General features: G+C 70.6%; 27 protein-coding genes. 20 read left to right on the top strand and 7 right to left on the bottom strand.

The window, feature by feature from the left end; translation table 11 throughout:
* From hydA to AMYNI_RS0101655, 3 genes are read right to left on the bottom strand one after another with little or no spacing between them, the layout of a single operon-like run.
* Positions 1-1,392, bottom strand: a complete 1,392-nt coding sequence (gene hydA / locus AMYNI_RS0101665) for a dihydropyrimidinase (RefSeq protein WP_026359946.1) — start codon at positions 1,390-1,392, stop codon at positions 1-3.
* Positions 1,393-1,394: 2 nt separating this feature from the next.
* A complete protein-coding gene (locus tag AMYNI_RS0101660) occupies positions 1,395-2,237 on the bottom strand; it encodes a nitrilase-related carbon-nitrogen hydrolase (protein WP_020666221.1) in 843 nt (280 codons plus the stop codon).
* Positions 2,188-3,780: an NCS1 family nucleobase:cation symporter-1 gene (locus tag AMYNI_RS0101655; RefSeq protein ID WP_020666220.1), complete on the bottom strand. Its 1,593-nt coding sequence runs from the start codon at positions 3,778-3,780 to the stop codon at positions 2,188-2,190. Before AMYNI_RS0101655 ends, AMYNI_RS0101660 begins: the two co-directional genes overlap by 50 nt.
* Positions 3,781-3,984: 204 nt before the next feature.
* On the opposite strand from AMYNI_RS0101655, the gene AMYNI_RS0101650 reads away from it, so the two are divergent.
* On the top strand, positions 3,985-4,965 hold the full coding sequence (locus AMYNI_RS0101650; RefSeq protein ID WP_020666219.1) for a LysR family transcriptional regulator: 981 nt from the start codon (positions 3,985-3,987) through the stop codon (positions 4,963-4,965).
* A gap of 79 nt (positions 4,966-5,044) precedes the next feature.
* On the opposite strand, the gene AMYNI_RS0101645 is transcribed toward AMYNI_RS0101650, so the two are convergent.
* Both AMYNI_RS0101645 and AMYNI_RS0101640 read right to left on the bottom strand, forming a co-directional pair.
* On the bottom strand, positions 5,045-5,419 hold the full coding sequence (locus AMYNI_RS0101645; protein WP_020666218.1) for an SSI family serine proteinase inhibitor: 375 nt from the start codon (positions 5,417-5,419) through the stop codon (positions 5,045-5,047).
* Between the two features lie 215 nt (positions 5,420-5,634).
* Positions 5,635-7,263: a PucR family transcriptional regulator gene (locus AMYNI_RS0101640; RefSeq protein ID WP_020666217.1), complete on the bottom strand. Its 1,629-nt coding sequence runs from the start codon at positions 7,261-7,263 to the stop codon at positions 5,635-5,637.
* Positions 7,264-7,395: 132 nt separating this feature from the next.
* Here AMYNI_RS0101640 and AMYNI_RS0101635 point away from each other — a divergent pair, with 132 nt between their 5' ends.
* The 18 genes from AMYNI_RS0101635 (at position 7,396) to AMYNI_RS0101550 (ending at position 24,104) form a co-directional block, all read left to right on the top strand.
* Positions 7,396-8,700 carry an aspartate aminotransferase family protein gene (locus AMYNI_RS0101635; protein WP_020666216.1) on the top strand — a complete coding sequence of 435 codons (1,305 nt, stop codon included), beginning with the start codon at positions 7,396-7,398 and terminating at the stop codon, positions 8,698-8,700.
* The gene (locus tag AMYNI_RS0101630) at positions 8,697-10,196 is read left to right on the top strand and encodes a CoA-acylating methylmalonate-semialdehyde dehydrogenase (protein WP_020666215.1); all 1,500 of its coding nucleotides are present in this window, start codon (positions 8,697-8,699) and stop codon (positions 10,194-10,196) included. Before AMYNI_RS0101635 ends, AMYNI_RS0101630 begins: the two co-directional genes overlap by 4 nt.
* Before the next feature lie 213 nt (positions 10,197-10,409).
* The gene (gene hrcA, locus AMYNI_RS0101625; protein ID WP_020666214.1) at positions 10,410-11,435 is read left to right on the top strand and encodes a heat-inducible transcriptional repressor HrcA; all 1,026 of its coding nucleotides are present in this window, start codon (positions 10,410-10,412) and stop codon (positions 11,433-11,435) included.
* Between the two features lie 47 nt (positions 11,436-11,482).
* Entirely contained in the window at positions 11,483-12,652 is a 1,170-nt protein-coding gene (gene dnaJ / locus AMYNI_RS0101620) for a molecular chaperone DnaJ (RefSeq protein WP_020666213.1), read from the top strand.
* A gap of 6 nt (positions 12,653-12,658) precedes the next feature.
* Positions 12,659-13,411 carry a 16S rRNA (uracil(1498)-N(3))-methyltransferase gene (locus AMYNI_RS0101615; RefSeq protein ID WP_020666212.1) on the top strand — a complete coding sequence of 251 codons (753 nt, stop codon included), beginning with the start codon at positions 12,659-12,661 and terminating at the stop codon, positions 13,409-13,411.
* 507 nt (positions 13,412-13,918) lie between these two features.
* A complete protein-coding gene (locus AMYNI_RS0101610; RefSeq protein WP_020666211.1) occupies positions 13,919-14,275 on the top strand; it encodes a histidine triad nucleotide-binding protein in 357 nt (118 codons plus the stop codon).
* A gap of 101 nt (positions 14,276-14,376) precedes the next feature.
* A complete protein-coding gene (locus AMYNI_RS0101605; RefSeq protein WP_026359945.1) occupies positions 14,377-15,465 on the top strand; it encodes a PhoH family protein in 1,089 nt (362 codons plus the stop codon).
* 7 nt (positions 15,466-15,472) lie between these two features.
* Complete coding sequence (ybeY, locus tag AMYNI_RS0101600) at positions 15,473-16,027, top strand: rRNA maturation RNase YbeY (RefSeq protein ID WP_020666209.1); 555 nt, start codon at positions 15,473-15,475, stop codon at positions 16,025-16,027.
* 10 nt (positions 16,028-16,037) lie between these two features.
* Positions 16,038-17,381, top strand: coding sequence for a hemolysin family protein (locus AMYNI_RS0101595; protein ID WP_020666208.1), 1,344 nt, complete (start codon positions 16,038-16,040; stop codon positions 17,379-17,381).
* Positions 17,374-17,709, top strand: a complete 336-nt coding sequence (locus tag AMYNI_RS0101590) for a hypothetical protein (RefSeq protein WP_020666207.1) — start codon at positions 17,374-17,376, stop codon at positions 17,707-17,709. The genes AMYNI_RS0101595 and AMYNI_RS0101590 overlap by 8 nt, the downstream gene beginning before the upstream one ends.
* Before the next feature lie 30 nt (positions 17,710-17,739).
* Positions 17,740-18,648, top strand: a complete 909-nt coding sequence (gene era, locus AMYNI_RS0101585) for a GTPase Era (protein WP_020666206.1) — start codon at positions 17,740-17,742, stop codon at positions 18,646-18,648.
* Positions 18,649-18,653: 5 nt separating this feature from the next.
* Positions 18,654-19,088: a DUF2752 domain-containing protein gene (locus AMYNI_RS0101580; protein WP_020666205.1), complete on the top strand. Its 435-nt coding sequence runs from the start codon at positions 18,654-18,656 to the stop codon at positions 19,086-19,088.
* A 115-nt stretch (positions 19,089-19,203) separates the two neighbouring features.
* Complete coding sequence (locus AMYNI_RS43300) at positions 19,204-20,097, top strand: RDD family protein (protein WP_157357221.1); 894 nt, start codon at positions 19,204-19,206, stop codon at positions 20,095-20,097.
* A 32-nt stretch (positions 20,098-20,129) separates the two neighbouring features.
* Entirely contained in the window at positions 20,130-21,005 is an 876-nt protein-coding gene (gene recO / locus AMYNI_RS0101570) for a DNA repair protein RecO (RefSeq protein ID WP_211225452.1), read from the top strand.
* On the top strand, positions 20,986-21,843 hold the full coding sequence (locus AMYNI_RS0101565) for an isoprenyl transferase (RefSeq protein WP_020666202.1): 858 nt from the start codon (positions 20,986-20,988) through the stop codon (positions 21,841-21,843). Before recO ends, AMYNI_RS0101565 begins: the two co-directional genes overlap by 20 nt.
* On the top strand, positions 21,840-22,274 hold the full coding sequence (locus AMYNI_RS0101560; protein WP_026359943.1) for a hypothetical protein: 435 nt from the start codon (positions 21,840-21,842) through the stop codon (positions 22,272-22,274). Before AMYNI_RS0101565 ends, AMYNI_RS0101560 begins: the two co-directional genes overlap by 4 nt.
* Positions 22,275-22,359: 85 nt before the next feature.
* Entirely contained in the window at positions 22,360-23,376 is a 1,017-nt protein-coding gene (locus AMYNI_RS0101555) for a permease (protein ID WP_020666200.1), read from the top strand.
* On the top strand, positions 23,373-24,104 hold the full coding sequence (locus AMYNI_RS0101550; RefSeq protein ID WP_020666199.1) for a TIGR03943 family putative permease subunit: 732 nt from the start codon (positions 23,373-23,375) through the stop codon (positions 24,102-24,104). Before AMYNI_RS0101555 ends, AMYNI_RS0101550 begins: the two co-directional genes overlap by 4 nt.
* 4 nt (positions 24,105-24,108) lie before the next feature.
* On the opposite strand, the gene AMYNI_RS0101545 is transcribed toward AMYNI_RS0101550, so the two are convergent.
* Together AMYNI_RS0101545 and AMYNI_RS0101540 are read right to left on the bottom strand one after the other, a co-directional pair.
* Positions 24,109-24,531 carry a Fur family transcriptional regulator gene (locus AMYNI_RS0101545; RefSeq protein WP_020666198.1) on the bottom strand — a complete coding sequence of 141 codons (423 nt, stop codon included), beginning with the start codon at positions 24,529-24,531 and terminating at the stop codon, positions 24,109-24,111.
* Entirely contained in the window at positions 24,528-24,908 is a 381-nt protein-coding gene (locus AMYNI_RS0101540) for an ArsR/SmtB family transcription factor (protein ID WP_020666197.1), read from the bottom strand. The genes AMYNI_RS0101545 and AMYNI_RS0101540 overlap by 4 nt, the downstream gene beginning before the upstream one ends.
* Before the next feature lie 249 nt (positions 24,909-25,157).
* Between AMYNI_RS0101540 and AMYNI_RS0101535 the strand changes: the two genes are divergently transcribed.
* Positions 25,158-26,300: a hypothetical protein gene (locus AMYNI_RS0101535; protein WP_026359942.1), complete on the top strand. Its 1,143-nt coding sequence runs from the start codon at positions 25,158-25,160 to the stop codon at positions 26,298-26,300.
* Positions 26,301-26,319 lie beyond the last annotated feature (19 nt).

Here is a 26,319-nt window from a genome sequence, read left to right as displayed (position 1 = left end):
TCAGTTCAGGTACTGGTTGAGGTCGCGGGTGAGGAACCGGCCGGCGCCGGTGCTGCCGGTGAAGCCGGACGGCGACACCACCACCCTGCCGCGGGAGAGCACCGTCTCCACCTTTCCGGTGAGCTCGAACCCTTCGTAGGCCGAGTAGTCCACGTTCATGTGGTGCGTCTCGGCGGACAGAGTCTGGCGGGCGGCCGGGTCGTAGATCACGATGTCCGCGTCCGAGCCCGGCGCGATGACGCCCTTGCGCGGGTACAGGCCGAACATCCTGGCCGGGGTGGTGGAGCAGGTCTCCACCCAGCGGGCCAGCGAGATCTCCCCGGCGACCACGCCCTGGTGCAGCAGGTCCATCCGGTGCTCCACGCCAGGCATCCCGTTCGGGATGGCTCGGAAGTCGGACCGGCCGAGCTCCTTCTGGTCCTTGAAGCAGAACGGGCAGTGGTCGGTGGACACCACGGACAGGTCGTTGGTGCGCAGCCCGCGCCACAGGTCGGCCTGGTGCGAGCGTTCCCGCAGCGGGGGAGAGGCCACGTACTTCGAGCCGTCGAACCCCGGCTTCGCCATGTCCTCAATGGACAGATAGAGGTACTGCGGGCAGGTCTCGGCGAACACGTTCTGCCCGTCGCCGCGCGCCCGCGCCACCTCGGCCAGTGCCTGCGCGGCGGACAGGTGCACGATGTAGAGCGGCGCGCCGGTCACCTTCGCCAGCGTGATCGCCCGGTGGGTGGCCTCGCCCTCCAGTTCCGGCGGCCTGGTCAGCCCGTGCTCCACCGGCTCGGTGCGGCCCTGCGCGACGGCCTGCGCGGCCAGTTCGTCGATCGCGATGCCGTTCTCCGCGTGCATCATCACCGTCGAACCGGTCTCGCGGGCCTTCTGCATGGCCCGCAGGATTTCGCCGTCGGTCGAGTAGAAGACGCCGGGGTAGGCCATGAACATCTTGAAGCTGGTCACCCCGCCGCTGATGCAGGACTCCATCTCCTTCAGCGAGGTGTCGTTGACGTCCGACACGATCATGTGGAACCCGTAGTCGATCGCGCAGTTGCCGTCCGCCTTCTCGTGCCACTTGTCCAAAGTGGACAGAAGGGAGGTGCCCTTCGCCTGCACCGCGAAGTCGATGATCGTGGTGGTGCCGCCCCAGGCCGCGGCCGTGGTGCCGGTGGCGAAGGTGTCGTGCGAGAAGGTGCCGCCGAAGGGCATCTCCATGTGCGTGTGCGCGTCGATGCCGCCGGGCAGCACGTACCGCCCGGTGGCGTCGAGCACCTCGTCCGCGCTCTCGTCGGCGAACACCCCCGGCGACGCCACCGCGGCGATCTTCTCGTGCTCGACGAGCACATCCGCCACGCTCGCCCCGGTGGCGGACAGCACCGTGCCGTTCTTGATCAAGGTCCGCATGCTCATGCCTCCGCGAGTGGTCCGTAGCTGTCCGGGCGGCGGTCACGGTAGAAGGCCCACAGGTCGCGCACCTCGGCCAGCTTCGCCATGTCCAGGTCGCGGACCACGATCTCCTCCTCGGTGTCCGAAGCCGCCTCGCCGACCAGTTGGCCGCGCGGGTCGGCGAAATAGGACTGGCCGTAGAAGTCGTTGTCGCCCAGCGGTTCCACGCCGACCCGGTTGATCGTGCCGACGTAGTACTCGTTGGCGACCGCGGCTGCGGGCTGTTCCAGCCGCCACAGGTACTCGGAAAGCCCGCGGCTGGTGGCCGAAGGGTTGAACACGATCTTCGCGCCGGCCAGGCCGAGCGCGCGCCAGCCCTCCGGAAAGTGCCGCTCGTAGCAGATGTACACGCCGATCCGGCCCACCGCGGTGTCGAACACCGGGTAGCCGAGGTTGCCAGGCCGGAAGTAGAACTTCTCCCAGAAGCCCTTCACCTGCGGGATGTGGTTCTTGCGGTGCTTGCCGAGATAGCGGCCGTCGGCGTCGATCACGGCCGCGGTGTTGTAGTAGACGCCCGGCTGCTCCACCTCGTACATCGGCACCACCAGCACCACCCCGTGCCGCTCGGCCACCTCCTGCATCAGCCTGGTGGTCTCCCCGTCCGGGATGCCCTCGGTGTAGGAGTAGTAGTCGGTGTCCTGCACCTGGCAGAAGTACGGGCCGTAGAACAGCTCCTGCAGGCAGACCACCTGGGCGCCCTGCGAGGCGGCGCGTGAGATCGCGTCCACCGCGCCGGCGATCATCGACTCCTTGTCACCCGTCCACCGCTGCTGCACCAGGCCGGCTCGTACCGTGTCGCTCACTTGCATCCTCCTTCTTCGCCGCGGGCCGGGAACTCGCCGAAAGCGCCAGGTAGGCGCCGAACGCGACGACGAGCCCGACCACCCAGTTGTAGTCGTACAAGACCTTCAGGAACGGGATGAGGCCGTCCTCGGGGAACGGGCCGCCGTAGGCACCGCCGACCGCGGCCACCGCGCCGAGCAGAGTGGCCAGCACCGCACGCCAGTTCCAGCCCGCTTTGAACCAGTAGCTCCCGCCCTCGGTGTAGAGGCCGGCCAGGTCCAGCCTGGTACGGCGGAGAACCCAGTAGCCCGCGATCAGCACCCCGGCCACCGCGCCCAGCACCCCGCCGTAGAAGCCCAGCCAGGCGAAGATGTAGATGCTCGGGTCCGAGTACAGCCGCCACGGCTGGATCAGCACGCCGATCACGCCGGTGATCAGGCCGCCGATGGCGAAAGTGATCTTCTTCGGGAAGGCGTTGGAGAAGTCGTAGGACGGGCTGACCACGTTGGCCGCCAGGTTCGCCGAGACGGTGGCCAGCACCAGCGCGATCAGCGCGACCACCACCAGCACCGGGCTGGAGAACCGGTCGGCGAGCTTGGCCGGGTCCCAGATCTGCTCGCCGTAGAGCACGCTGCCGCCGGAGGTGGTCAGGATGGCCACGATCGCGATGAAGGTCATCGTGGTCGGCAGGCCGAGTATCTGCCCGCGGGCCTGCTTGCGCTGGCTGCCGCCGAAGCGGGTGAAGTCCGGCATGTTCAGCGACAGGGTGGACCAGAACGCGATCATCGCCATCAGCGAAGGCGCGAAGACCTTCCAGAAGTCCGGGCCCCAGCCGAGCGTGCCAGGCTCGGCCAGGATCGGGCCAAGGCCGCCCGCCTTCACCAGCACGTAACCGAGCAGGATCAGGAAGCCCACCGACACCAGCGGCGCGGTCCAGTTCTCGAACTTGCGGACCGCCTCCATGCCTCGCCAGATGATCAGCATCTGCAGCAGCCAGAACACCGCGAAGGACAGCCAGAGCGTCCAGTGCTGGCCTGCCACCACTGCGGAGTCGCGCCAGGTCGGGCCGATGAGCTTGCCGAGCAGGATGTAGATCGCCTCGCCGCCGACCCAGGTCTGGATGCCGAACCAGCCGCAGGCGATGAAGGCGCGCAGCAGCGCCGCCAGGTTCGCCCCGCGGATCCCGTAGAAGGCGCGGGCGAACACCGGGAACGGGATGCCGTACTTGGTGCCGGCGTGGCTGTTCAGCAGCATCGGCGCGAGCACCACGATATTGCCGATGGTGATGGTGATCAGCGCCTGCAGCCAGTTCATGCCCAGCGCGATCAGGGACGCGGCCAGCGCGTAGCTGGGAATGTTGTGCGCCATTCCCATCCACAGCGCGAAGTAGTTGTAGGTGCCCCAGGTCCGTTGGCCGACCGGGACCGGGGCCAGCTCGTGGTTGTAGAAACGGCTGCCGCTGATGGCGGAGAGATCGCTGAGTTCGACCCGGCCGTCGGCGTGCGAGAGCTGGCCAGGTCCCGCCTTACCCTGCGCGAGGTTGCTGCCGACGCTCGGTTCCATTGCGGCATCCTGCGCGTCCATCGGTGCAGGTGGCAGTGGCAGAGTGTTCACCGTTGGCCATGTCGAAACGCATTCTGTCGATTGCGTTCCCGGTGGCGCGGTGCTTCGCCGGCCGCCGGTGGTTACTCTCCGGCAACCGGGCAATTCGAAATTCCCTACCAACGCACCGTTCCGCCGGGGCGTCCGGCGCCCTAACGTTGTTCCATGCAGTTGGAGCTGCGGCACCTGCGAACCGTGTGCGCCATCGCTGACGCGGGCAGCGTCTCCAAGGCCGCCGCGGTGCTCGGCCTCGCCCAGCCGGCACTGACCGCGCAGTTGCAGCGAATCGAGGCGGCGCTCGGCGGCACGCTGTTCGACCGGGATCGCCGCGGGGCGCGGCCAACCCCGCTCGGCGAGCTCGTGCTCAACCGCGCCAGGGTGCTGCTGCCCGCGGTGCAGGAGCTGCAGTACGACGCGATCCGGCTGGCCGACAACGGTTCGGAGCTGCAGCGGTTCCGGATCGCCGCGGTCAGCGTGCCGTTCCTGGCCGGGCTGGTGCGCCGGCTGGAAGACGCCTACCCCGGTGCGCTGGTGACCACCACGGTCTCCTGGTCCGCGGCGGAGCTGGCGGAACTGGTTTCCGCGCGGCGCGGCGACTTCACCATCGCGGGCGTGTGCGGGGACGCCCCGCCGCCCGCGGTGCCGGGGCTGGCATGGACCCCGATCGCGACCGGGCCGGTGTTCGTGCTGCTGTCCGCGGAACATCCCTGCGCGCGGCTGCCGGAGGTCCGGCTCGAGCAGCTTTCGGACATGCGGTGGGCGGTGACTCCGGGCGACGGCTGTTTCGCGGACTGCTTCGCGGCGGCGTGCGCCCGCGCCGGCTTCACCCCGGCCGGCATGTACGAGGTGGACACGGCGAGCTGCCTCGATCTCGCGCAGAGCGGGGACGCGGCCGCGTTGTGCCAGGCGACCATGCGGGAGGCGCCCGGCCTGGTCGCGGTGCCGATCGCGGGTGCCCCGCTGAGCTGGCGGCACCTGCTCGGCTGGCTGCCGCGGACAGCCGCCGCCGAGTTCGCCGAGCAGGTGGCCGACCTCGCTGGTGAGGCATACGCCGCGGTCATCGCCCGCAACTCCCGTTACCCCGAGTGGCTGGCCACCCATCCCCACTTCGGCGCGCACCGCCCGCACGCGCCGCTGCCCGTCTGACGCAGTGAAGGCCACCTTGCCTGCGTTCAACGCAGGCAAGGTGGCCTTCACTGCCCGGGGCGGGGACGGGGTGGGCGGGTCAGAAGGTGAAGACGTCGGTGGACTCCGCGGAGGCGACGCAGGTGTTCGGGTACTCGCGCTGGAAGGAGACCGGCTTGCCGCGCCAGCTGCCAGTGACCTCGACGTTGACCGGGGCGTAGATCAGCACGCAGGCACGCTCGGCGACCGGCAGCCGCGAGAAGTCACCGTTCACCTTCTTCAGCGTTTCGCAGGCGGCGTCGCTGGTCGGGTGGCTGCCGCCGGAGGGCTCGCAGGACAGCGATACCGAGCTGGTGGCGCCGTTGTCGCGGTTCATGCTGAAGGAAAGCGAGGTGTCGGCCGGTTGGGCCGGGGCGCCGAGGCACGCCAAGGTGAGCGCGCAGGCGGTGATGGGTTCGAAGGGAAGGAATGCCATATCGGTCCTATCGGCACACCCGCCCCGGTGACTGTGTTCCTCGGCCGGGTGAAGTTCACTCACACGGCCGAGTGACCTTCAGGGTCCATTGGTCTGCTGTGCCCATTCAAAAGCCGGGTTATTCATGCGGTACCTGCGCCCAACGCCGTGTGTCACCCGCAGTCAGCGGCCGCGAGCCCCCCTTCGCAAGCTCAGGGCGGCCCCCGTCCACTGACTCATGAACAACCCGCCTGGACGTCGTAGGCCAGCAGTGCCACGTAGAGCGAGAGCATCGATTCGGGGTCTTCCAGCCGGACGCCGAGCACCTGCTCGATCCTGGCCAGCTGCTGGTAGTAGGCGGTGCGCGAGGTGTGCGCGGCGGCTGCGGCGGCCGACTTGTTGCCGCCGTGCTCGCAGTAGTGCCGCAGCGCCTGCACCAGCCTGCTGCCGGAAGCGGCGTCCCTGGCCAGCAACGGTCCCAGCTCCCGCGCGGCGAACGCGCGCAGCCGCTCGTCCCCGGCCAGCAGGTGCAGCAGCCCGCGCAGGCGCAGATCGTCCAGCCGGTACAGCTCGCGTGCCCCGCCGTCTTCCGGCCGGTGCAGGGCGGCCGCGGCCACCTGCGAAGCCTCCAGCAGGGTCCGTCCGGCGTCCATCGCGCCGGACACCGTGGTGCCCGCGGCCACCACCGCGGACACCGGGCCGCGTGCCTGGTGGATCTCGGCCGCCAGCCTGGCCAGCACCGCGTCCGGTTTCGCTTGCGGGGAAAGGGAAATCAACGCGCGCACGCCGGCGTCCTCGGTCCCGGCCACCAGCGCGCCCACCTTGGCCCGGCGGGCGGCCAGCGCGGTCGCCTCGGCCAGCTCCCGCAGCAACGGCTGGCTGGACAGCGCCGGCGCTGGATCGCCTTGCTGGCCGAGCCGTGGCCGGATGGCCACCCCGACCAGCTGCCGCCCGGTCAGCGGCACGCCCAGCGCGGCCGCCCGCGCGACCAGCTCGGCCGAGGGCACCGGAGCGGCGAGCAGCTCACCGAGCACCGCACGGTGGGCCTGCCGCTCCAGGCTGTCGTTGTCCCGCGCGACGAGCCGGTGCAGCGCCAGCGCGGAGGCCGCGCGTTCGGCCACCACCACGTGCCGGTGCGGGGACCGCTCGGCGGAGACGATCACCAGCCGTCCCCAGTCGTGGCCCCGCGCGCCGACGATGGTGACCAGCCAGCCCGCCTCCGCGTGGTAGCCGGTGCGCTCGCCGAGGCGGACCGTGCGCGACCTGGCCGCCCAGCCGGCGAGCAGCTCACCGGGGTCGCCGCCCGCCGCGTCGTAGGCGAGTACTTCGTGCGAAAGGGTTTCCAGCACCACCGGGTGTTCGGTCATCCTGGCCACCTCGCGCAGCACCGCGGCGGGCTCGGCGCCGGACACGGTGAGCGCGGTGAAGGTCTGGTGCACCTGCTCGGCGGCCCGTAGCTCGGCCACCTGCGCGTCCACGATCAGGCCGTTCACCGACTCGGTGACCGTCACGTACCTGGTCTCCCTGGACAGCGTGACCAGCGGGATGCCGTGCCGGTCGGCGGCCGCCACCAGTGCCGGCGGCAGCGCGTCGCTCCAGTGGTGCACCAGCTCGACGACCAGCCCGGTGACCCCGACCGCGGCCAGCTCACCGGCATATTTGGCCAGCGCCGCCTCGTCGTCGGGCAGTGCGATACCGGTGGTGAGCACCAGCTCGCCGCCCTTGAGCAGATGCGCGATGTCGGCGATCTCGGCCACGTGCACCCAGCGCACCTGCGCGTCGAGCCCGGCCGAGCCGGCCACCACCCTCGGCCTGCCGTGCCGCAGCTCGGGCAGCGCGAGCACCTCCGCGACGGTCGGATACATGCGCCCCCTTTGAAGACCCGAGCAGACCTGGGAAGACACAGACTGTACGGCCGGGAACGGGAGTCGGTACATGTTGCCGGTGGTGCCCGCGCGCCGCGCGCCCCGAAACTCGCTGAAGACACAGGAGGCGATATGAGCGAGCGGACACTGGCGCGGCGGCACCGGGCGGTGCTGCCGGACTGGCTGGCGTTGTACTACGACGACCCCATCGAGATCGTGCGGGCCGAGGGGCGCCGCGTCACCGACTCGGAGGGCAACACCTATCTCGACTTCTTCGCCGGGATTCTGACCAACGCGATCGGCTACGGGATCGCCGAGATCTCCGACGCGGTGCGCGCCCAGCTGGACACCGGGGTGCTGCACACCTCCACGCTGTACCTGATCCGCAAGCAGGTGGAGCTGGCCGAGCAGATCGCCGAGCTGTCCGGCATCCCGGACGCGAAGGTGTTCTTCACCAACTCCGGCACCGAGGCCAACGAGACCGCGTTGATGCTGGCCACCCAGTACCGCCGCAGCAACCAGGTGCTGGCGTTCCGGAACTCCTACCACGGCAGGGCGTTCGCCACGATCGGGATCACCGGCAACCGGGGCTGGTCGGCCAGTTCGCTGTCCCCGGTGAAGGTCAGCTACGTGCACGGCGGGTACCGCTACCGCGGCCCGTTCCGCGGCTACTCCGACGCGGACTACGTCAAGGCCTGCGTGGATGACCTGCGCGACGTATTGCAGACCACGACCTCCGGCGATGTGGCGGCGATGATCGCCGAGCCGATCCAGGGCGTCGGCGGGTTCAACGTGCCGCCGGACGGGCTGCTCGGCGCGTTCAAGGAGGTGCTCGACGAGCACGGCATCCTGCTCATCTCGGACGAGGTGCAGACCGGCTGGGGTCGCACCGGTGAGCACTTCTGGGGAATCCAGGCGCACGGGGTCACTCCGGACGCGATGACCTTCGCCAAGGGGCTCGGCAACGGGCTGGCGATCGGCGGGGTAGTCGCGCGCGGGGACCTGATGGACTGCCTGCAGGCGAACTCGATCTCCACCTTCGGCGGCAACCCGGTCTCCACCGCGGGTGCCAAGGCGACGCTGGACTACTTGCTGGACAACGATCTCCAGGGCAACGCGGCCAAGCTGGGTGACCGGATCATCGGCGGGCTACGGGAGATCGGGGAGCGGTACGGCGTGGTCGGCGACGTGCGCGGCAAGGGCCTGATGATCGGCGTCGAGCTGGTCGAGCCCGGCGGTACCGAACCGAGCCCGCCCGCGGCGGGCATCGTGCTGGAGGAGACCAAGGCGCGCGGGCTGCTGGTCGGCAAGGGCGGGCTGCACAACAACGTGATCCGGCTGGCGCCGCCGATGACACTGACCGACAGCGAGGCCGAAGAGGCACTACGGATCCTTGGCGAGTCGATCGCCAAGGCAGATGAGGAGCGCAGCAGGTGACGAACCGGATCAGCCACTGGATCGAAGGCAAGACCTGGTCCGGGGTGGCGGACCGCGGCGGCGACGTGTTCGACCCGGCCACCGGCGAGGTGCGCGCGCGGGTGGATTTCGCCGGGGTGCAGGAGGTGATGGAGGCGGTGGCCGCCGCCCGCCGCGCCCTGCCGGCATGGCGCAACACTTCGCTGGCCGCCCGCGGCCGGGTGCTGTTCGCCTTCCGCGAACTGCTGGCCGCGCGCAAGCACGAGCTGGCCAGGATCGTCAGCAGCGAGCACGGCAAGGTGGAGTCGGACGCCGCCGGAGAGGTCGCCCGCGCGGTGGAGAACGTGGAGTTCGCCTGCGGGGCACCGCAACTGCTCAAGGGCGGGTTCAGCGAGAACGCGTCCACCGGGGTGGATGTGTACTCGCTCGCGCAGCCGCTCGGCGTGGTCGGGGTGATCTCGCCGTTCAACTTCCCGGCCATGGTGCCGCTGTGGTTCGTGCCGAACGCGATCGCCTGCGGCAACACCGTGGTGCTCAAGCCGAGTGAGAAGGACCCTTCGGCGGCGAACTTCATCGCCGCCCTGTTCGCCGAGGCCGGCCTGCCCGACGGGGTGCTGAACGTGCTGCACGGCGACAAGGTCGCGGTGGACGGGCTGCTGGAGCACCCCGACGTCAAGGCCATCTCCTTCGTCGGCTCCACCCCGATTGCCCGGTACGTGTACGAGACGGGCACCCGGCACGGCAAGCGGGTGCAGGCGCTCGGCGGGGCGAAGAACCACATGGTGGTGCTGCCGGACGCCGACCTCGACCTGGCCGCGGACGCCGCGGTCTCGGCCGGATTCGGCTCGGCGGGGGAGCGCTGCATGGCGGTGTCGGTGGTGGTCGCGGTGGACCCGGTCGGCGACGAGCTGGTGGCCAAGATCGCCGAGCGGATCTCGAAGCTGAAGGTGGGCGCCGGCGCGGACCCCGAGTCCGAGATGGGGCCGCTGGTGACCGCCGCGCACCGGGCCAAGGTCGAGTCCTATGTGGACGCCGGGCTGGCGGCCGGCGCGGAGCTGGTGGTGGACGGCCGCGAGGTGCGCACGGTCAGCGGCGAGCCGGGCGGGTTCTGGCTCGGGCCGACCCTGTTCGACCGGGTGTCCCCGGACATGTCGATCTACACCGACGAGATCTTCGGGCCGGTGCTGTCCGTGCTGCGCAGCGCGACCTACGACGACGCGCTGAGCGTGGTCAACGCCAACCCGTACGGCAACGGCACCGCGATCTTCACCAACGACGGCGGCGCGTCGCGGCGGTTCCAGCACGAGGTCGAGGTCGGCATGGTCGGGGTGAACGTGCCGATCCCGGTGCCGGTCGGCTACTACTCCTTCGGCGGCTGGAAGGACTCGCTGTTCGGGGACAGCCACGCGTACGGGCCTGAGGGCTTCCACTTCTTCACCAGGACCAAGGTGGTCACCTCCCGCTGGCTCGACCCCTCCCACGGCGGCGTCAACCTCGGCTTCCCCCGCAACACCTGACCCCTCCCACCCGCCTCGACACTGTCCGTGAAGGGCACCTTGCCTACGTTGAAGGTAGGCAAGGTGCCCTTCACGGATTTCTGGGCACGGATTTCGGGGCCGGAATCGCGGGGGCGGGGCATGGGGGCGCGGTGTTCCGTAAACTCGACGTTAGGGGGACCAGCCGGACAGTGTCGGACCCCGGCGGACACGGCAGAAGCACGGAGGTGGCGAGTGGCGAACTCGGACGAGCGCCGGTTCGAGGTGCTCCGGGCGATCGTCGCCGACTACGTGTCCAACCAGGAGCCGGTCGGCTCCAAGGCGATCGTGGACCGGCACAACCTCGGCGTCTCCAGCGCGACCGTGCGCAACGACATGGCCACCCTGGAGGAGGACGGGTACATCACCCAGCCGCACACCAGCGCCGGCCGGATCCCGACGGACAAGGGGTACCGGCTGTTCGTGGACCGGCTCTCCGACATCAAGCCGCTCAGCGCCGCCGAGCGGCGGGCGATCACCAACTTCCTGGACAGCGGCACCGACCTCGACGACGTGCTGCGCCGCTCTGTCCGCCTGCTCGCGCAGCTGACCAGGCAGGTCGCCGTGGTGCAGTACCCGACCATGACCAACTCCACGGTGCGCCACCTCGAGGTGGTTCCGCTCACCCCGGCGCGGCTGATGCTGGTGCTGATCACCGACACCGGCCGGGTCGACCAGCGGTCGGTCGACCTCGGCGACGTGATCACCGAGGACGACATCGCCAGGCTCCGCGGGGTGCTGAACACCGCGCTGGCCGGGCGCCGGCTCTCCGACGCCGCAGCCAGGCTCGCCGAGTTGCCCGAGCAGTCGCCCGGTGAGCTGCGGGACGCGCTGACCCGGGTCTGTACCGTGCTGATCGAGTCACTGGTCGAGCATCCGGAGGAACGGCTGGTACTCGGCGGCACCGCGAACCTCACCCGCAACGTGGCGGACTTCCCGGGGTCGCTGCGCCAGGTGCTCGAAGCGCTCGAAGAACAGGTGGTCGTGCTCAAACTGCTCGCGGCCGCGCGCAACCCCGGTGCGATCACCGTGCGCATCGGTGAGGAAAATGAGGACGAGCAGATGCGCAGCACCTCGGTGGTGTCGATCGGCTACGGCATGGACGACATGCTGCTCGGCGGTATGGGTGTGGTCGGACCGACCAGGATGGACTACCCGAGCACGATCGCCGCGGTGCGCGCGGTGGCGAACTACGTGGGGCAGATCCTGGCCGGCAGGTAAGCCGGGCCGGATCGGACGCACCAGCGACACAGGAGGATTGCAGGACGGTGGCGAGGGACTACTACGGCATTCTCGGGGTGGCCAAAAACGCCACCGAGCAGGAGATCAAGCGGGCTTATCGCAAGCTCGCGCGTGAGCTCCACCCCGATGTGAACCGGGCGGAGGACGCCCAGCTCCGGTTCAGCGAGGTCACCACCGCCTACGAGGTGCTCTCCGACCCGCAGAAGCGCAAGATCGTCGACCTTGGCGGCGACCCGCTGGACAACGGGGCCGGCGCGGGCGGCGGCCGTGGTGGCGACCCGTTCGCTGGGTTCGGCGGCCTCGGCGACATCATGGACGCCTTCTTCGGCGCGGCCTCCGGCGGCGGCGGTCGCGGGCGCGGCCCGCGCAGCAGGGTCCAGCCCGGCTCGGACGCGCTGATCCGGCTCGGCCTGACGCTGGAGGAATGCGCCACCGGGGTGGACAAGGACATCACGGTGGACACCGCGATCCTCTGCGATCTGTGCCGCGGCGCCGGCACCGCCGAGGGCGCCACCACCAAGACCTGCGACACCTGCGGCGGCCAGGGAGAGATCCAGTCCGTCCAGCGCTCCTTCCTCGGCCAGGTGGTCACCGCCAGGCCGTGCCCGGTCTGCCGCGGTTTCGGCGAGGTCATCACCGACCCGTGCCGGCAGTGCGGTGGCGACGGTCGGGTCCGCTCCAGGCGCAGCGTGACCGCGAAGATCCCGCCCGGCGTCGGCGACGGGATGCGCATCCGGCTCTCCGGGCAGGGCGAGGTGGGGGCCGGCGGCGGCCCGGCCGGTGACCTGTACGTCGAGGTGGACGAGGAGGCGCACGACGTCTTCATCCGCCAGGGCCACGACCTGCACTGCAACTTCCGGATCCCGATGACCACCGCCGCGCTCGGCGCCAGCGTGCCGCTGGAGACGCTGATCGACGGCGAGTACGAGCTGGACATCGAACCGGGCACGCAGCCCGCCACCGAACTGGTGCTCACCGGCAAGGGCATGCCGCGGCTGCGCTCGTCCGGCCGGGTGGACGGCCGGGGCGACCTGCACGTGCACATCGACGTCACGGTGCCGACCAAGCTCGACGACGGGCAGCGCGAGCTCCTGGTCGAGCTGGCCAGGGTCCGCGGCGAAGAGGTGCCGACTCTGGGCAGCAACGGCAAGCACGGTGGCCTGTTCTCGAAGCTGCGCACCAAGAGCCACAAGTAACCTCGGATGACGGACAGCACCCCGCCGGTCTTCCTGGTCGACGAGCTGCCCACCGGTGAGCAGGCCGTGCTCACCGGTGAGGAGGCCAGGCACGCGGCCACCGTGCGCCGGCTGCGGGCCGGCGAACGGCTGGTGCTCTCCGACGGTCGCGGCGGGATGGCCGCCTGCGTGGTGGACGCCGTGCAGGCCGGCCGCGACGCCGAGCTGCGGCTGAAGCTGGACCGCCGCTGGACCGAGCCGCCGCCGGAACTTCGCGTGCTGGTGGCGCAGGCGCTGGCCAAGGGAGACCGGGGCGAGCTGGCGGTCGAACTGGCCACCGAGGCCGGTGTCGACGAGATCCTGCCATGGCGGGCCGCCCGCAGCGTCGCACGCTGGGACGACGGCGCGCGCGGCGCCAAAGCGCTGGCCCGGTGGCAGGGCGCTGCCAGGGCCGCCGCGAAACAGGCCCGCCGCGCCTGGGTGCCCCCGGTGCGGGAACCGGTGGACACCACCGGACTGGCCGCCGCGGTCCGCGATTCGGCCGCCGCACTGGTGCTCGAAGGCACCGCGACCGAGCGGCTCACCGAGCTCGACCTGCCGCCCGCCGGCGACCTGCTGCTGGTCGTCGGCCCGGAAGGCGGGATCGCACCGGCCGAGCTGGCCGCGCTCACCAGCGCCGGAGCCACCCCCGTCCGGCTCGGCCCGACCGTGCTCCGCACCTCGACCGCGGCCGCCGTCGCACTTGGCGCACTGGGTGCCCGCACCACCCGCTGGGCCTGACCACCCCGGCTTCACGTACCGCCTGTCTTCGAAACCTCGTAAATTTCTGGTTGGATTTTCGACGGAATTATGGCGCGACCGGCCAGCCAGCCGTTACGCTTGTTAACTAGCGCTCGCTGACGGTTTCGGGGCGCCGTAGGCGAAAGCCCCGGCGCGCCGGTGTCCCCGCCGGACACCTCCCCCCTCGGTCCGGCGGAGCCGCGGCGGCGGTGAAGCGACCCCCAGGCTTCACCGCCCCGCGGCGTTCTTCCTGTTCGGGCTTCGCCCTCCCGGAAGGCCGCGGGGCGATATTGGGGGGCCGAGCCCCCCAAACCCCCACGGTGCCGGCTCCTCAAGTTGACGGCCTGGGCGCGTTGGGGATGGACTAGCGCCGGTCGCGAGTTTGCGAGTCCCACACTCAAGTGGCGCGAGTTCCGCGTTCAGGGGCGCGAGTTCCACGCTCAAGTGGGGCGAGTTCTGCTTTGGTGTGTGCGAGTTCTGCGTTGGGGGGTGGTTAGGGTGAGGGGCATGAGTGACGCGGAATCGTTGTTTGAGCGGATCATCGCGCGGGAGGTGCCGGCGGAGATCGTGTGGGAGAGCGACACGGTGCTGGCGTTCCGGGACATAAACCCGCAGGCCAAGACGCATGTGCTGGTGGTGCCGAAGAAGCGTTTCCGCAACGTGGCCGAGCTGGCCGCGGAACCCGAACTGCTCGCCGACGTGATCACCGCGGCGGCCAAGGTCGCCGAACTCGAAGGCATCACCGAATCCGGCTACCGGGTGGTCTTCAACACCGAACTCGACGCCGGCCAGACCGTCTTCCACGTGCACGCCCACGTGCTCGGCGGCGAACAACTGGGCTTCTTCGGCCGGCACTCCGGGTAAGCCGGGCGCAAACCTGACTGCGCCGCCGCCACCGGTACCGCTAGCATCGTGGGGTCAGCACAGCAGATCAGCGCATGCGCAGAAAGCAGGCCCGAGGCTACGTGGCCGGTACCGCACAGGGTGGAGCCGCCCGATCCGGCGTCCCCGGGGACGCCCCACCACCGAAGACACCCGAGGTCGGAACGAACACGGCGGCAGCCGCCAAAACAGCCCAGTCCAGGTTCCCCATCCCGGACGCGGCGGTACTCCCGTTGCTGGGCTCCAGGGACGAGAACCTGCGCGTCGCCGAAGAACTCCTCGAAGCCGACGTGCACGTCCGGGGCAACGAGGTCACCCTCACCGGCATACCCGCCGACGTGGCCTTCGCCGAACGGGTGTTCGCCGAACTGGTCACCCTCGCCGGAAAAGGCCAGCAGGTAGGCCCGGACACCGTGCGCCGCACGGTGGCGATGCTGTCCTCCGGCGGCGCCGAATCCCCGGCCGAAGTGCTCAGCATGGACATCCTGTCCCGGCGCGGCCGCACGATCAGGCCCAAGACGCTGAACCAGAAGCGCTACGTCGACGCGATCGACCAGCACACCATCGTGTTCGGCATCGGCCCTGCCGGCACCGGCAAGACCTACCTCGCGATGGCCAAGGCCGTGCAGGCACTGCAGGCCAAGCAGGTCACCAGGATCGTGCTGACCAGGCCAGCGGTGGAGGCGGGGGAGCGGCTCGGCTACCTGCCCGGCACGCTGAACGAGAAGATCGACCCCTACCTGCGGCCGCTCTACGACGCGCTGCACGACATGGTCGACCCGGAGTCCATCCCCAGGCTGATGCAGGCCGGCACGATCGAGATCGCGCCGCTGGCCTACATGCGGGGCCGGACCCTCAACGACGCCTTCATCATCCTGGACGAGGCGCAGAACACCACGCCCGAGCAGATGAAGATGTTCCTGACCCGGCTCGGCTTCGGCTCGAAGATCGTGGTCACCGGCGACATCACCCAGGTCGACCTGCCCAGCGGGCAGCGCAGCGGGCTGCGCGTGGTCAAGGAGATCCTGGAAGGCGTGGAAGATCTGCACTTCGCCCAGCTGACCAGCCAGGACGTGGTACGGCACCGGCTGGTAGGGGACATCGTGGACGCCTACGAGAAGTGGCAGTCGATCCAGGACGCCACCGGCACCACCTGGAACGGCCGACGGTGACGAAGGCATGAGCATCGAAATCGCCAACGAGTCCGGCGTTCCGGTGGACGAGACCTCCATCGTCGCGGCCGCGCGGTTCTCGCTGGACAAGATGGAGGTCAGCCCGCTCGCCGAGCTGTCCGTGCTGCTGGTCACCCTGGACGTGATGGAGGACCTGCACGAGCGCTGGATGGACCTGCCGGGCCCGACCGACGTGATGGCCTTCCCGATGGACGAGCTCGACTCGGCCCGCCGCCCGGATGCCGCCGAGGCGTCCCCGGCGCTGCTCGGCGACATCGTGCTCTGCCCCGCTTTCGCCAAGGACCAGGCGCACACCGCCGGTCACTCGCTGACCGACGAACTGCACCTGCTGACCGTTCACGGCGTGCTGCACCTGCTCGGCTACGACCACGCCGAGCCCGCCGAAGAGCGGGAGATGTTCGGGCTGCAGAAGCGGATCCTTGGCGAGTTCCGGGAGGCGGTGGCCGACGCCAAGCGCCGCGACGTGCAGCGCAGCGCCGACGACCGGCTGCTCGGCGCGGCCGGCCTGGACGGCGGCCAGCCCTCGGCCGAACCCGGCTGAGCGACCGGCCATGGTCAGTTCCACCGCGCTGCTGCTGATCGCCGTCCTGCTGGTGCTGCTCGCCGGGATGTTCGCCGCCGCGGACGCCGCCGTGAGCACGGTGTCGCAGGCCAGGGCGGAAGGGCTGGTCCGGCTCGGCCGTCCCGGCGCCAGGCAGCTGGCCGCGGTGGTCGCGGAACGGCGCCGGCACATCAACCTGCTGCTGTTGCTGCGGCTGGGTTGCGAGCTGACCTCCACCGTGCTCGTCACCGTGGTGTTCTTGCGCTGGATCTCCCCGGTCGGGGTGGCGGTGCTGGTGGCCGCGCTGGTGATGCTGGTGGTCTGCTACGTGCTGGTCGGGGTCGGCCCGCGGACCATCGGACGGCAGCACCCCTACCGCGTCGGCACCCTGGTGGCAGGGCCGGTGCGGGTGCTCGGTTCGGTCCTCGGCCCGCTGAGCAGGCTGCTTATCGTGCTGGGCAACGCGATCACGCCCGGCAAGGGGTTCCGCGAAGGGCCGTTCACCTCCGAGGTCGAGCTGCGGGAACTGGTCGACCTGGCGCAGGAACGCGGCGTGGTCGAGGACTCCGAGCGGGAGATGATCCACTCGGTGTTCGAGCTCGGGGACACCGTAGCCCGCGAGGTGATGGTGCCGCGCACCGAAATCGTCTGGATCGAACAGGACAAGACCGTGCGCCAAGCGCTCGCGCTGGCGCTGCGCACCGGGTTCACCCGGATCCCGGTGATCGGCGAGTCGGTGGACGAGATCGTCGGCGTGGCCAACATCAAGGACCTGATGCCGGCGTACATGGCCGAGGGCGGGCCGCTGCGCCAGGTCGACGAGCTGATGAACCCGGCCAGCTACGTGCCGGACTCCAAGCGGCTCGACGACCTGCTCAAGGAGATGCAGCTCTCGCACAACCACATGGCGATCGCGGTGGACGAGTACGGCGGCACCGCGGGCCTGCTGACCATCGAGGACATCCTGGAGGAGATCGTCGGCGAGATCACCGACGAGTCCGATCCCGACGAGCGGCCCCCGGTGGAGCACCTCGACGAGAAGTCGGTGCGGGTGTCCGCACGGCTCGGCGTGGACGACCTCGGTGAGCTGTTCGGGATCGACCTGGAGGACCACGACGTGGAGACGGTCGGCGGGCTGCTCGCCGAACGGCTCGGCCGCGTCCCGCTGCCCGGCGCGGAGGCCGAGGTGGCCGGGCTGCGGCTGCACGCCGAGGGCGGCAAGGACCGCCGCGGCCGGATGCGGATCACCACGGTGGTGGTGCAGGCCTGCGACGATCGGATCGCAGGCCGCCGGGTGCGGGTGACCGGCCCCGGCGAGAACGACGAGCGAGACAGGAGCGTCGAACATGCCTGAACTCGACCCGGAGGACGAGAAGATCGTCATCCTGGCCCGCTCAGCGCGCGCCCGTACCCAGGCCAAGGAGGGTGCCGCGGTCCGCGACACGGACGGGCGCACCTACGCGGCGAGCACGGTGGACCAGCCTTCCTTCCAGCTCACCGCGATGCAGGCGGCGATCGCGGCCGCGCTGTCCAGCGGCGCCGAAGGCATCGAGGCGGCCGCCGTGGTGTCCGCGGAACCGCTGTTCGGCGAGGCGTCCGTGCACGCGGTGCGCGACTTGGCCGAGAACGCCCCGATCTACCGCGCGGACCCGTCGGGCACCGTGCAGGAGGTGCTCCGGTAGCTCCGCGCGGCCGTAGACGACAATGGGGCGGTGAACAGTGAAGAGGTACGCCACCGCTCCGGGTTCGCCTGTTTCGTCGGGCGGCCCAACGCCGGCAAGTCCACGCTGACCAACGCGCTGGTCGGCAGCAAGGTGGCGATCACCTCCAGCAAGCCGCAGACCACCCGGCACGCGATCCGCGGCATCGTGCACCGCGACGACGCGCAGCTGGTGATCGTGGACACCCCCGGCCTGCACCGCCCGCGCACGGTGCTCGGCCAGCGGCTCAACGACATCGTCTACTCCACCTGGTCCGAAGTGGACGTTGTCGGGTTCTGCGTGCCGGCGGACGAAAAGGTCGGTCCCGGGGACAAGTTCATCGCGGCGGAGCTGGCGAAGATCGCCCGCCGCACCCCGGTGATCGGCGTGGTGACCAAGACCGACAAGGTTGCTCCGGAGCAGGTGGCCGAGCAGCTGCTGGCGCTGCAGAACGTGATGGAGTTCGCCGAGCTGGTGCCGGTGTCCGCTGTGGACGGTTTTCAGGTGAGCACGGTGGCCGACCTGCTGGTGCAGCGCCTGCCGGAGGGTCCGCAGCTCTACCCGGACGGCGACCTCACCGACGAGCCGGAGCAGACGCTGGTCGCCGAGCTGATCCGGGAGGCCGCGCTGGAGGGCGTGCACGACGAGCTGCCGCATTCGATCGCGGTCAACGTGGAGGAGATGCTGCCGCGCGAAGGGCGGGACGACCTGATCGACATCCACGCCTTCCTGTACGTGGAGCGCCCCAGCCAGAAGGGCATCATCCTGGGGCACAAGGGAGAACGGCTCAAGCAGGTGGGTGCGCAGGCCCGACGGCAGATCGAGGCGCTGCTCGGCAGCAAGGTGTATCTCGACCTGCACATCAAGGTGGCCAAGGACTGGCAGCGCGACCCCAAACAGCTGCGCCGTCTGGGATTCTGAGCCGCATGTCCGGCGGCCACCCGATTCGCGGCACGCGCACCCGGCTGCGCGCGCTCGGCGCGCCGGCCGGGGCAGCCGCCGGGCTCGGGCTCGGCTGCGCGTTCATCCTGTGGGCCGACCCGACCACCCCCGGCGGGCCGAGCCCGCTCTGCCCGACCAAACTGCTGTTCGGCATCGACTGTCCCGGCTGCGGCGGGCTGCGCATGATGTACAGCCTGCTGCACGGCGACCTGCCCGCCGCGCTGCGGTACAACGCGGTCGCGCTGGTGTTCGTCCTGCTGGGCGCCGCCGCGCTGGTCGCGTGGGCGGCCGGGCGCTGGCGCGGTGCGGCGGTGTGGCGGCGCCCGCGATGGACACCGATGGCGATCGGCGTGCTGCTCGGAGTGTGGTTCGTAGTGCGCAATCTGCCCTTCGCGCCGTTCACCTCGCTCCGGGTTTGAGGTACACCGAGCCGTCCGGTGACCGACCGGGTACGCTCCCGGCGCAGGCGCGCTCTGTCCGAGCATTCCGGGCGTGGTGGCAGGTGGCAGAAACCGAGCTAGGGGGATGTCCTCGATGACGAATCCGTACGGCCAGCAGCCTCAGGGCCAGCCCTATGGCCAGCCGCCGTCCGGCGGGTTCCCGGCGCAGCCCGGTCAGCCCGGTGGCGTCCCAGGGCAGCAGCCCGGCCAGTACCCGCAGCAGCCAGGTGGCTTCCCCGGCCAGCCTTCCGGCGGTTTCCCGGCGCAGCAGCCGGGCGGCTATCCCCAGCAACCCCAGCAGCAGGCCGGTTATCCCCAGCAGGGTTACCCGCAGCAGCAGCCGGGCGGTTACGGCCAGCAGCCCGGCGGTTTCCCCGGCCAGTCGCCCTACGGCCAGCCCGCCTACGCGAACTGGGGGCAGCGGGCCGGTGCCTACCTGATCGACATGGGGCCGGCCCTGCTGCTGATCATCATCGGCGAGATCCTGGTCTTCTCCGGCTCGTTCACCGTGGGGTCGATCATTCTCGGTCTCGGCGGCCTCGGCGCGCTCGTCTGGAACATCTTCAACAGGTGGATCCAGGGCGGCAACACCGGTCAGTCGCTCGGCAAGCGCGTGGTCGGCATCAAGCTGATCGGCGAGCTTACCGGCCAGCCGATCGGCGCCGGCAACGCCTTCGTCCGCGACCTCGCCCACTTCCTGGACGGGCTCGCCTGCTCCATCGGCTACCTGTGGCCGCTGTGGGACGACAAGGCGCAGACCTTCTCCGACAAGGTGATGAGCACCATCGTCGTGCAGGCGCCCAAGGTCCCCGGCATGGCGCAGGGCGGCTACCCGGCGCAGCAGCAGCCCGGCTACCCGCAGCAGGGTTACCCCCAGCAGCCGGGCTACCCGCAACAGCAGCAGGGCGGCTATCCCCAGCAGCCCCAGCAGCAGCCGGGGTATCCGCAGCAGGGCGGCTACGGACAGCAGCCTCCGCAGCAGTGGTGAACTCCGGGCGCGGGTAGTGCGACCATGAAATGGTGAGTCTCTACCGCGACACGGGTGTGGTGCTGCGGGTGCACAAGCTCGGTGAGGCCGACCGGATCATCACCCTGCTCACCCGGCGGCACGGCAAGGTGCGCGCGGTGGCCAAGGGGGTGCGCCGCACCACGTCCCGGTTCGGCGCGCGCCTGGAACCGTTCGGGCACGTGGACGTGCAGTTCTACACCGGCCGCACGCTGGACGTGATCACCCAGGTGCAGACGGTGGACGCGTTCGCGCTGCCGATCGTGGGCGACTACCAGCGCTACACCGCGGCCAGCGCGGTCACCGAGACCGCGGACCGGCTCACCGCCGAAGAGGGCGAGCCGGCGCTGCGGCTGTACCTGCTGGTCACCGGCGCGCTGCGGGCGCTGGCGGACGGTCAGCGCGACGCGTCCCTGCTGCTCGACGCGTTCCTGCTGCGCGCGATGTCCTACGCCGGCTGGGCGCCCGCCATCACCGAATGCGCCCGGTGCGGCCTGCCCGGCCCGCACAGCGCGTTCAGCGTGCAGGCCGGCGGCTTGATGTGCCAGAACTGCCGGGTGCCCGGATCGGTGCATCCGGCGCCCGAGGTGCTGGTGCTGCTGGAATCCCTGCTGCACGGCGACTGGGACGTGGCCGAGGCATCCCTCGGCGGCGCGCGCCGGGACGCGAGCGGCCTGGTCGCGGCCCATCTGCAGTGGCATCTGGAGCGCCAGCTGCGCTCGCTGCCGCTCGTCGAGCGCCGGGCCCGCGAACTGCTCGGTGACCGGCAAGTAGGGTCGGCAGGGCCCGGGGCGGGTCCGGTGGTGCCGGACCCGGTGGCTTCAGTGCAGCCAGCAGACCCGGCGGACCCGGTGGACTCGGAGGTGCTCGGTGCGGCGCAGGACACGTGACGCCGGTTCGTCACCGGTGGAGGTACGCGCGCCGGAGCCGCATCCGTCCGGCGCCCGGCCCCCGGAGATTCCGGCGGACCTGGTCCCGAAGCATGTGGCGTTGGTGATGGACGGCAACGGCCGGTGGGCCAACCAGCGCGGGCTGCCCAGGATCGAGGGGCACAAGCGCGGCGAGGCCGTGATGATCGACGTGGCCAGCGGCGCCGTCGAGCTGGGCGTCAAATGGCTGTCGGTGTACGCGTTCTCCACCGAGAACTGGAAGCGCAGCCCGGAAGAGGTGCGCTTCCTGATGGGCTTCAACCGGGACACCATCCGGCGGCAGGTGGACTACCTCGGCTCGATCGGGGTGCGGATCCGCTGGGCGGGACGGCGGCCGAAGCTGTGGCGCAGCGTGATCAAGGAGCTGCAGGTCGCCGAGGAGAAGACCAAGCACAACACGGCGCTGAACATGACCATGTGCGTGAACTACGGCGGCCGGGCAGAGATCGGCGACGCGGTGCGGCAGATCGCCAGGCTGGCCGCCGAGGGCAAGATCGATCCGGAGAAAGTCGACGAGCGCACCATCGCGAAGTACCTGTACCAGCCGGAGATGCCGGACGTGGACCTGTTCCTGCGGCCGTCCGGTGAGCTGCGCACTTCGAACTTCATGCTGTGGCAGGCGGCCTACGCCGAGTTCGTCTTCCAGGACACCCTGTTCCCCGACTTCGACCGGCGGCGGCTGTGGGAGGCCTGCCTGGAGTTCGCCAAGCGGGATCGCCGGTTCGGTGCGGCGCTGGACAAGGCGAAGGCACGTGCTGGGTCGCCATCGGACACGGACGCCGCGGAGGCGATTTCATGACTACCGAAGCTGCTGACACGGCCGCATTGCTGACGCTGGCGCGTGAGTCGCTCGAGCGCTACCTCGAAGTGCACGTGGACGACGACGGCGCGCTCACCTTCTCGCACGCCGACGTGCCCTGCGTGGTGCAGGCGACCAGGCTCGCGGAGGGGCTCACCGTGCTCAGCCTGACCTGCGTGGTCGGCTGGGACCTGCCCGAGGAGCAGGCGCTGGCGGCGTCCGCGGCGGAGCGGGCTGGCCAGGGCCTGTTCGGCACGCTGGGCGTGGTGCACACCGACCGGGGGATGGACATGACCCTGCGCTACGCGTTCCCCGCCGAGGGCATGGATCCGTCGCCGCTGGGCACCCTGCTGATGCTGGTCGTCTCGACGGCCTCGCAGCTGCGCACCGACCTGCTCGGCCTGGAGGCGAGGGACAGCACGGAAGGCTGAACTTTCCGTACGAGATATCCCTTTACCCCCACCGAATCGCCCCGGGACGATCCGGCCGTCGGGGGCACCTGGCATCATCGGCCCGGTGAAAACCGTTTCCGACAGCGCGGCCGGTGCCGCGCGTCCGCGGGCGGGCAGGCACGGCCGGATCACCTCGATCGAGGTGCTCTGCGCGGTGCTGCTGGTCGCCATCCTGGCGCAGTCCTGGCTGCAGCGGGTGCTGGACGTGCCCGCGCTGCGCACCGGATCGACGGTGTTCGTCGCGGTCTGCGTGCAGGCGCTGCCATTTCTGGTGCTCGGGGTCCTGATCAGCGGCGCGATAGCCGCGTTCGTGCCGGCCAGGGTGCTGCGGAAGGTGTTGCCGCGCAGGGAAGCGGCCGCGGTCGGGGTGGCCGGGCTCGCCGGGGTGGCGCTGCCGGGTTGTGAGTGCGCTTCGGTGCCGGTGGCGCGCCGGCTGATGGGGCAGGGGGTCGCCCCGGCGGCCGCGCTGACCTTCCTGCTGGCCGCGCCCGCGGTGAACCCGGTGGTGTTGGTCGCCACCGCGGTGGCCTTCCCCGGCAGCCCGGAGATGGTGCTGGCCCGGTTCCTCGGTTCGCTGGGCACCGCGGTGGTGATGGGCCTGCTCTGGTCGAAGTTCGGCAGGCTGGAGTGGATCGTGGAGCGGGCGCTGCGGCGGCTGCCCGACCCGGCCGGGCGGGGTCGGTGGCAGACCTTCGCCGAGACGGCCAGGACCGATCTGGTCGAGGCGGGCGGGTTCCTGGTGCTGGGCGCGGTGATCTCGGCCGCGCTCGGGGTGCTGGTGCCGCCGGGCTGGTTCGGGGTGCTCGGTGACCAGCTGGTGCTCGGGGTGCTGGTGATGGCCGTGCTGGCGGTGGTGCTCGCGCTGTGCAGCGAGGCGGACGCCTTCGTGGCCGCTTCGTTCGCCGCCCTGCCGCTGCTGCCGAAGCTGGTGTTCCTGGTGGTCGGCCCGGCGGTGGACGTGAAGCTGTTCGCCCTGCAGGCCGGCACCTTCGGCAGGTCCTTCGCGGTCCGGTTCGCGCCGGTGACCTTCGTGGTCGCGGTCGGCTGCGCGCTGCTGGCCGGATCGTTGGTGCTGCGATGAGGCGAGAAACGCAGAACATCCTGTTGATCCTGCTCGGCGGCGCGCTGCTGAAGATCGCCGTCAACGGGGACTACCTGCGCTATGTGAAGCCGTCCCAGCAGCCGTGGGTGATCGCCGGCGGGGCGGTGATGCTGGTGCTCGGCGTGCTCGCGGTGCTGCGCGATCTGCTCGCCGCCCGGCGGACGGCGACAGCGCCCGCTACCGAAGGGCACGAGCACCACCATCCGGCCAGGTCGGCCTGGCTGCTGCTGGTACCGGTGCTCGCGGTGTTCCTGGTCGCGCCGCCCGCACTCGGCTCGGACTCGGTGACCCGCACGCAGGGCAGGGCGCCGGACAACGCGGCCGCGCAGGCTTCGGCGCACTTCCCGCCGCTGCCGGCGGAACCGGTGGTGCCGATGTCCCTGACCGACTTCGTGACCAGGGCCGGCTGGGACGCCAACGGCACGCTGAACGGCCGCACGGTCTCGCTGTCCGGTTTCGTGGTGCACGACGCCGGTTCGACCATGCTGGCCAGGATGGTGATCAGCTGCTGCGCGGCGGACGCCCGGCCGCTGACCGTGCGGCTGACCGGCCTGCCCCAGGTGTCCGGGTACGCCAGTGACGCCTGGCTCGAGGTCACCGGCCAGATCGTGCCCGGCACCGCGACGAAGGCGAACGGCTACACCGCGGATCTCGTCGTCGCCACGGCACGCCCGGTCAGCGCTCCGGACGATCCCTACGAGTACTGACCGGTCAGCGGCGGGCCGCGCAGGTGGCGCAGGTGCCGACGATCTCCACGGTGTGCGTGATGTCGGAGAAACCGTTGCCGGCGGCGATCTTCTCCGCCCAGCGCTCCACGGCCGGGCCCTCGACCTCCACGGTGCGCCCGCAGTACCGGCAGACCAGGTGGTGATGGTGGTGCGAGGAGCAGCGGCGGTAGATCGCCTCCCCGGAGTCGGTGCGCAGCACGTCGATCTCGCCGGCCTCGGACAGCGACTGCAGGGTGCGGTAGACCGTGGTCAGGCCGATGCCCTCGCCCCGCTTGCGCAGCTCGTCGTGCAGCTCCTGGGCGGAGCGGAAGTCGTCGATGTCGGCCAGCAGCTCGACCACGGCGGCGCGCTGCTTGGTCGAGCGCCTGCCGGGCAGCGGCGCCCGGCCCCTGGTGGGGGTGCTCACTTGCCCTCCTGTACGTGTGCCACGGCGTCCACGACGATATGCGAAAGATGGTCGTCGACCAGGCTGTACACCACCTCACGGCCGCGCCGTTCGCCGTGCACCACCCCGGCCGCCTTGAGTACCCGCAGATGCTGGCTGATCAGCGGCTGGGCCACTTCGAGCGCGTCCACCAGCTCGTGCACGCACCGGTCGCCGTCCCGCAGCTGCAGCACGATCGCGATCCGGACCGGAGCGGCCAGTGCCCGCAGCAGCTCGCCCGCGTCGGCCAGGGTGGCCTGCGGCGGGGTGGGCGGCGACGGCGGACGTTCCGAGTGCACATGGCGCTCGGCTTCTTCGGGCAGGCCCGCGGGGGCCGCGTCCGAGCTCACCGTGGGCATGTCGATCTCCAGCCTTGGTCGGGAATGTCCCACCATCCTAATGTCGCTGAGGAAGTGCTCGTGCCCTCGAGAGGTCACCGGCAGGTCACCGGGCGGTGTCCACGATCGCGCTACTCCATTTGGGTGAGTTCACCCCGTTTTTTGACATTGTTGCCTTTTCACCGGTTCAACGCGGGAAGGTTGGCAGGGGTTGTCCTGCGGCGCTCTGTAGCATTGGGCGCCCGCACCGGGAGCAGAAGCTGAGGAGACATGACTCGTTTCGTGACGAAGCTGGTGGTCGGCATGGCGGCGCTCGCGCTGGCCGCGGCCCCGGGCCTTGCCGCCGCGCAGGGCGCCACATCGGTGGATGAGAAGTCCGGTCCGGTCGCCTTCGCCAACGGCGCCTCGGTGAGAGTCGGCGCGGACGACGCGCCGAAGCCGGGACACGTGATCACCGAGACCCAGCGTTCGCCGCTCGGCGTGGGGACCTCCAAGCTCACCGGCGAGCGCACCAGGATCCCGCAGGACGAGGGGGAGCGGAACTCGTTCGGCACGCACTACGAGGACGGCCGGCCGACGGTCTCGAACTACGTGCTGCACCTCGGCCAGTTCGGCGAGCAGAGCCCGTTCCCGGAGGGCGTCAAGAGCCGTCCGCACAACGTGACCGCCTCGCTCAAGGACACCACCGTGCCCAGTGCGGTCGCCGAGGCGCAGTACGCCCTGCAGGACAGCGGCCGGGCCGAGGAAGCGCCGCTGGACAACACCGTGTTCGCCCTGCTGGGCTCGAAGACCACCGCGGACTGCCCGTCCAACGACAAGGCGAAGGGCACCGCGACCGCGGAGAAACTGCTGATCCGCAACGAGCAGGACCAGCTCGCGGAGTTCGCGCTGCCCGCGGGCAACGAGCCGCTCACCGTGGACAACGTCAAGCTCGGCCCGCCGGGGGCGGCGATCGAGGACAAGGTGGAGCTCAACCGCGAGGAGACGCGGTCCAGCATCAAGCTCAGCCGGGTCGCCGAGTTCGGCCAGCTGATCAAGCAGTCCGCCTGGCGCTCCGGCGACACCACCGTCGTGGCCGGCTGGCAGGTCGAGATCACCACCACGCCGGTGAACACCGAGGGCATCAAGCTGCAGCAGATCAAGACCAGGATGGTGCTGGGCGGGGTGAGCTGCTCGCTGCCCAAGGGTTTCGTGGCCAAGGCGGCCGGCAGCGGCTCCAGCGGTGGCCAGCCCGCGGTGCCGGTGAAGATCCCGGCCGGGGTGTCCACGGTCGCGGCTCCGGCGCCCGCCGAGGACAGCCCCGCGCCGCTCGGCTTCGCGCTGCTCGGCGGCGGTGTGGTGCTCGCCGCCGGTGCGCTGCTGGTGGCCCGGCGCCGCAAGCCCGCGCCGGTGCGTACCCCGTCCGACCAGTAGCGGAACCAGGTTTGGTACA

This window comes from Amycolatopsis nigrescens CSC17Ta-90, assembly GCF_000384315.1.
GTDB classification, from domain to species: Bacteria; Actinomycetota; Actinomycetes; order Mycobacteriales; family Pseudonocardiaceae; genus Amycolatopsis; species Amycolatopsis nigrescens.
This window is presented reverse-complemented; position numbering and strand designations above follow the sequence as displayed.

Bases quoted from the DNA above. Each gene is read 5' to 3' on its own strand.
- hydA (WP_026359946.1), bottom strand. From the start codon at position 1,392: ATGCGGACCTTGATCAAGAACGGCACGGTGCTGTCCGCCACCGGGGCG.
- AMYNI_RS0101655 (WP_020666220.1), bottom strand. From the start codon at position 3,780: ATGGAACCGAGCGTCGGCAGCAACCTCGCGCAGGGTAAGGCGGGACCT.
- AMYNI_RS0101650 (WP_020666219.1), top strand. From the start codon at position 3,985: ATGCAGTTGGAGCTGCGGCACCTGCGAACCGTGTGCGCCATCGCTGAC.
- AMYNI_RS0101645 (WP_020666218.1), bottom strand. From the start codon at position 5,419: ATGGCATTCCTTCCCTTCGAACCCATCACCGCCTGCGCGCTCACCTTG.
- AMYNI_RS0101640 (WP_020666217.1), bottom strand. From the start codon at position 7,263: ATGTATCCGACCGTCGCGGAGGTGCTCGCGCTGCCCGAGCTGCGGCAC.
- AMYNI_RS0101635 (WP_020666216.1), top strand. From the start codon at position 7,396: ATGAGCGAGCGGACACTGGCGCGGCGGCACCGGGCGGTGCTGCCGGAC.
- AMYNI_RS0101615 (WP_020666212.1), top strand. From the start codon at position 12,659: ATGACGGACAGCACCCCGCCGGTCTTCCTGGTCGACGAGCTGCCCACC.
- AMYNI_RS0101610 (WP_020666211.1), top strand. From the start codon at position 13,919: ATGAGTGACGCGGAATCGTTGTTTGAGCGGATCATCGCGCGGGAGGTG.
- ybeY (WP_020666209.1), top strand. From the start codon at position 15,473: ATGAGCATCGAAATCGCCAACGAGTCCGGCGTTCCGGTGGACGAGACC.
- AMYNI_RS0101595 (WP_020666208.1), top strand. From the start codon at position 16,038: ATGGTCAGTTCCACCGCGCTGCTGCTGATCGCCGTCCTGCTGGTGCTG.
- AMYNI_RS0101590 (WP_020666207.1), top strand. From the start codon at position 17,374: ATGCCTGAACTCGACCCGGAGGACGAGAAGATCGTCATCCTGGCCCGC.
- AMYNI_RS0101580 (WP_020666205.1), top strand. From the start codon at position 18,654: ATGTCCGGCGGCCACCCGATTCGCGGCACGCGCACCCGGCTGCGCGCG.
- AMYNI_RS43300 (WP_157357221.1), top strand. From the start codon at position 19,204: ATGACGAATCCGTACGGCCAGCAGCCTCAGGGCCAGCCCTATGGCCAG.
- AMYNI_RS0101560 (WP_026359943.1), top strand. From the start codon at position 21,840: ATGACTACCGAAGCTGCTGACACGGCCGCATTGCTGACGCTGGCGCGT.
- AMYNI_RS0101550 (WP_020666199.1), top strand. From the start codon at position 23,373: ATGAGGCGAGAAACGCAGAACATCCTGTTGATCCTGCTCGGCGGCGCG.
- AMYNI_RS0101540 (WP_020666197.1), bottom strand. From the start codon at position 24,908: ATGCCCACGGTGAGCTCGGACGCGGCCCCCGCGGGCCTGCCCGAAGAA.
- AMYNI_RS0101535 (WP_026359942.1), top strand. From the start codon at position 25,158: ATGACTCGTTTCGTGACGAAGCTGGTGGTCGGCATGGCGGCGCTCGCG.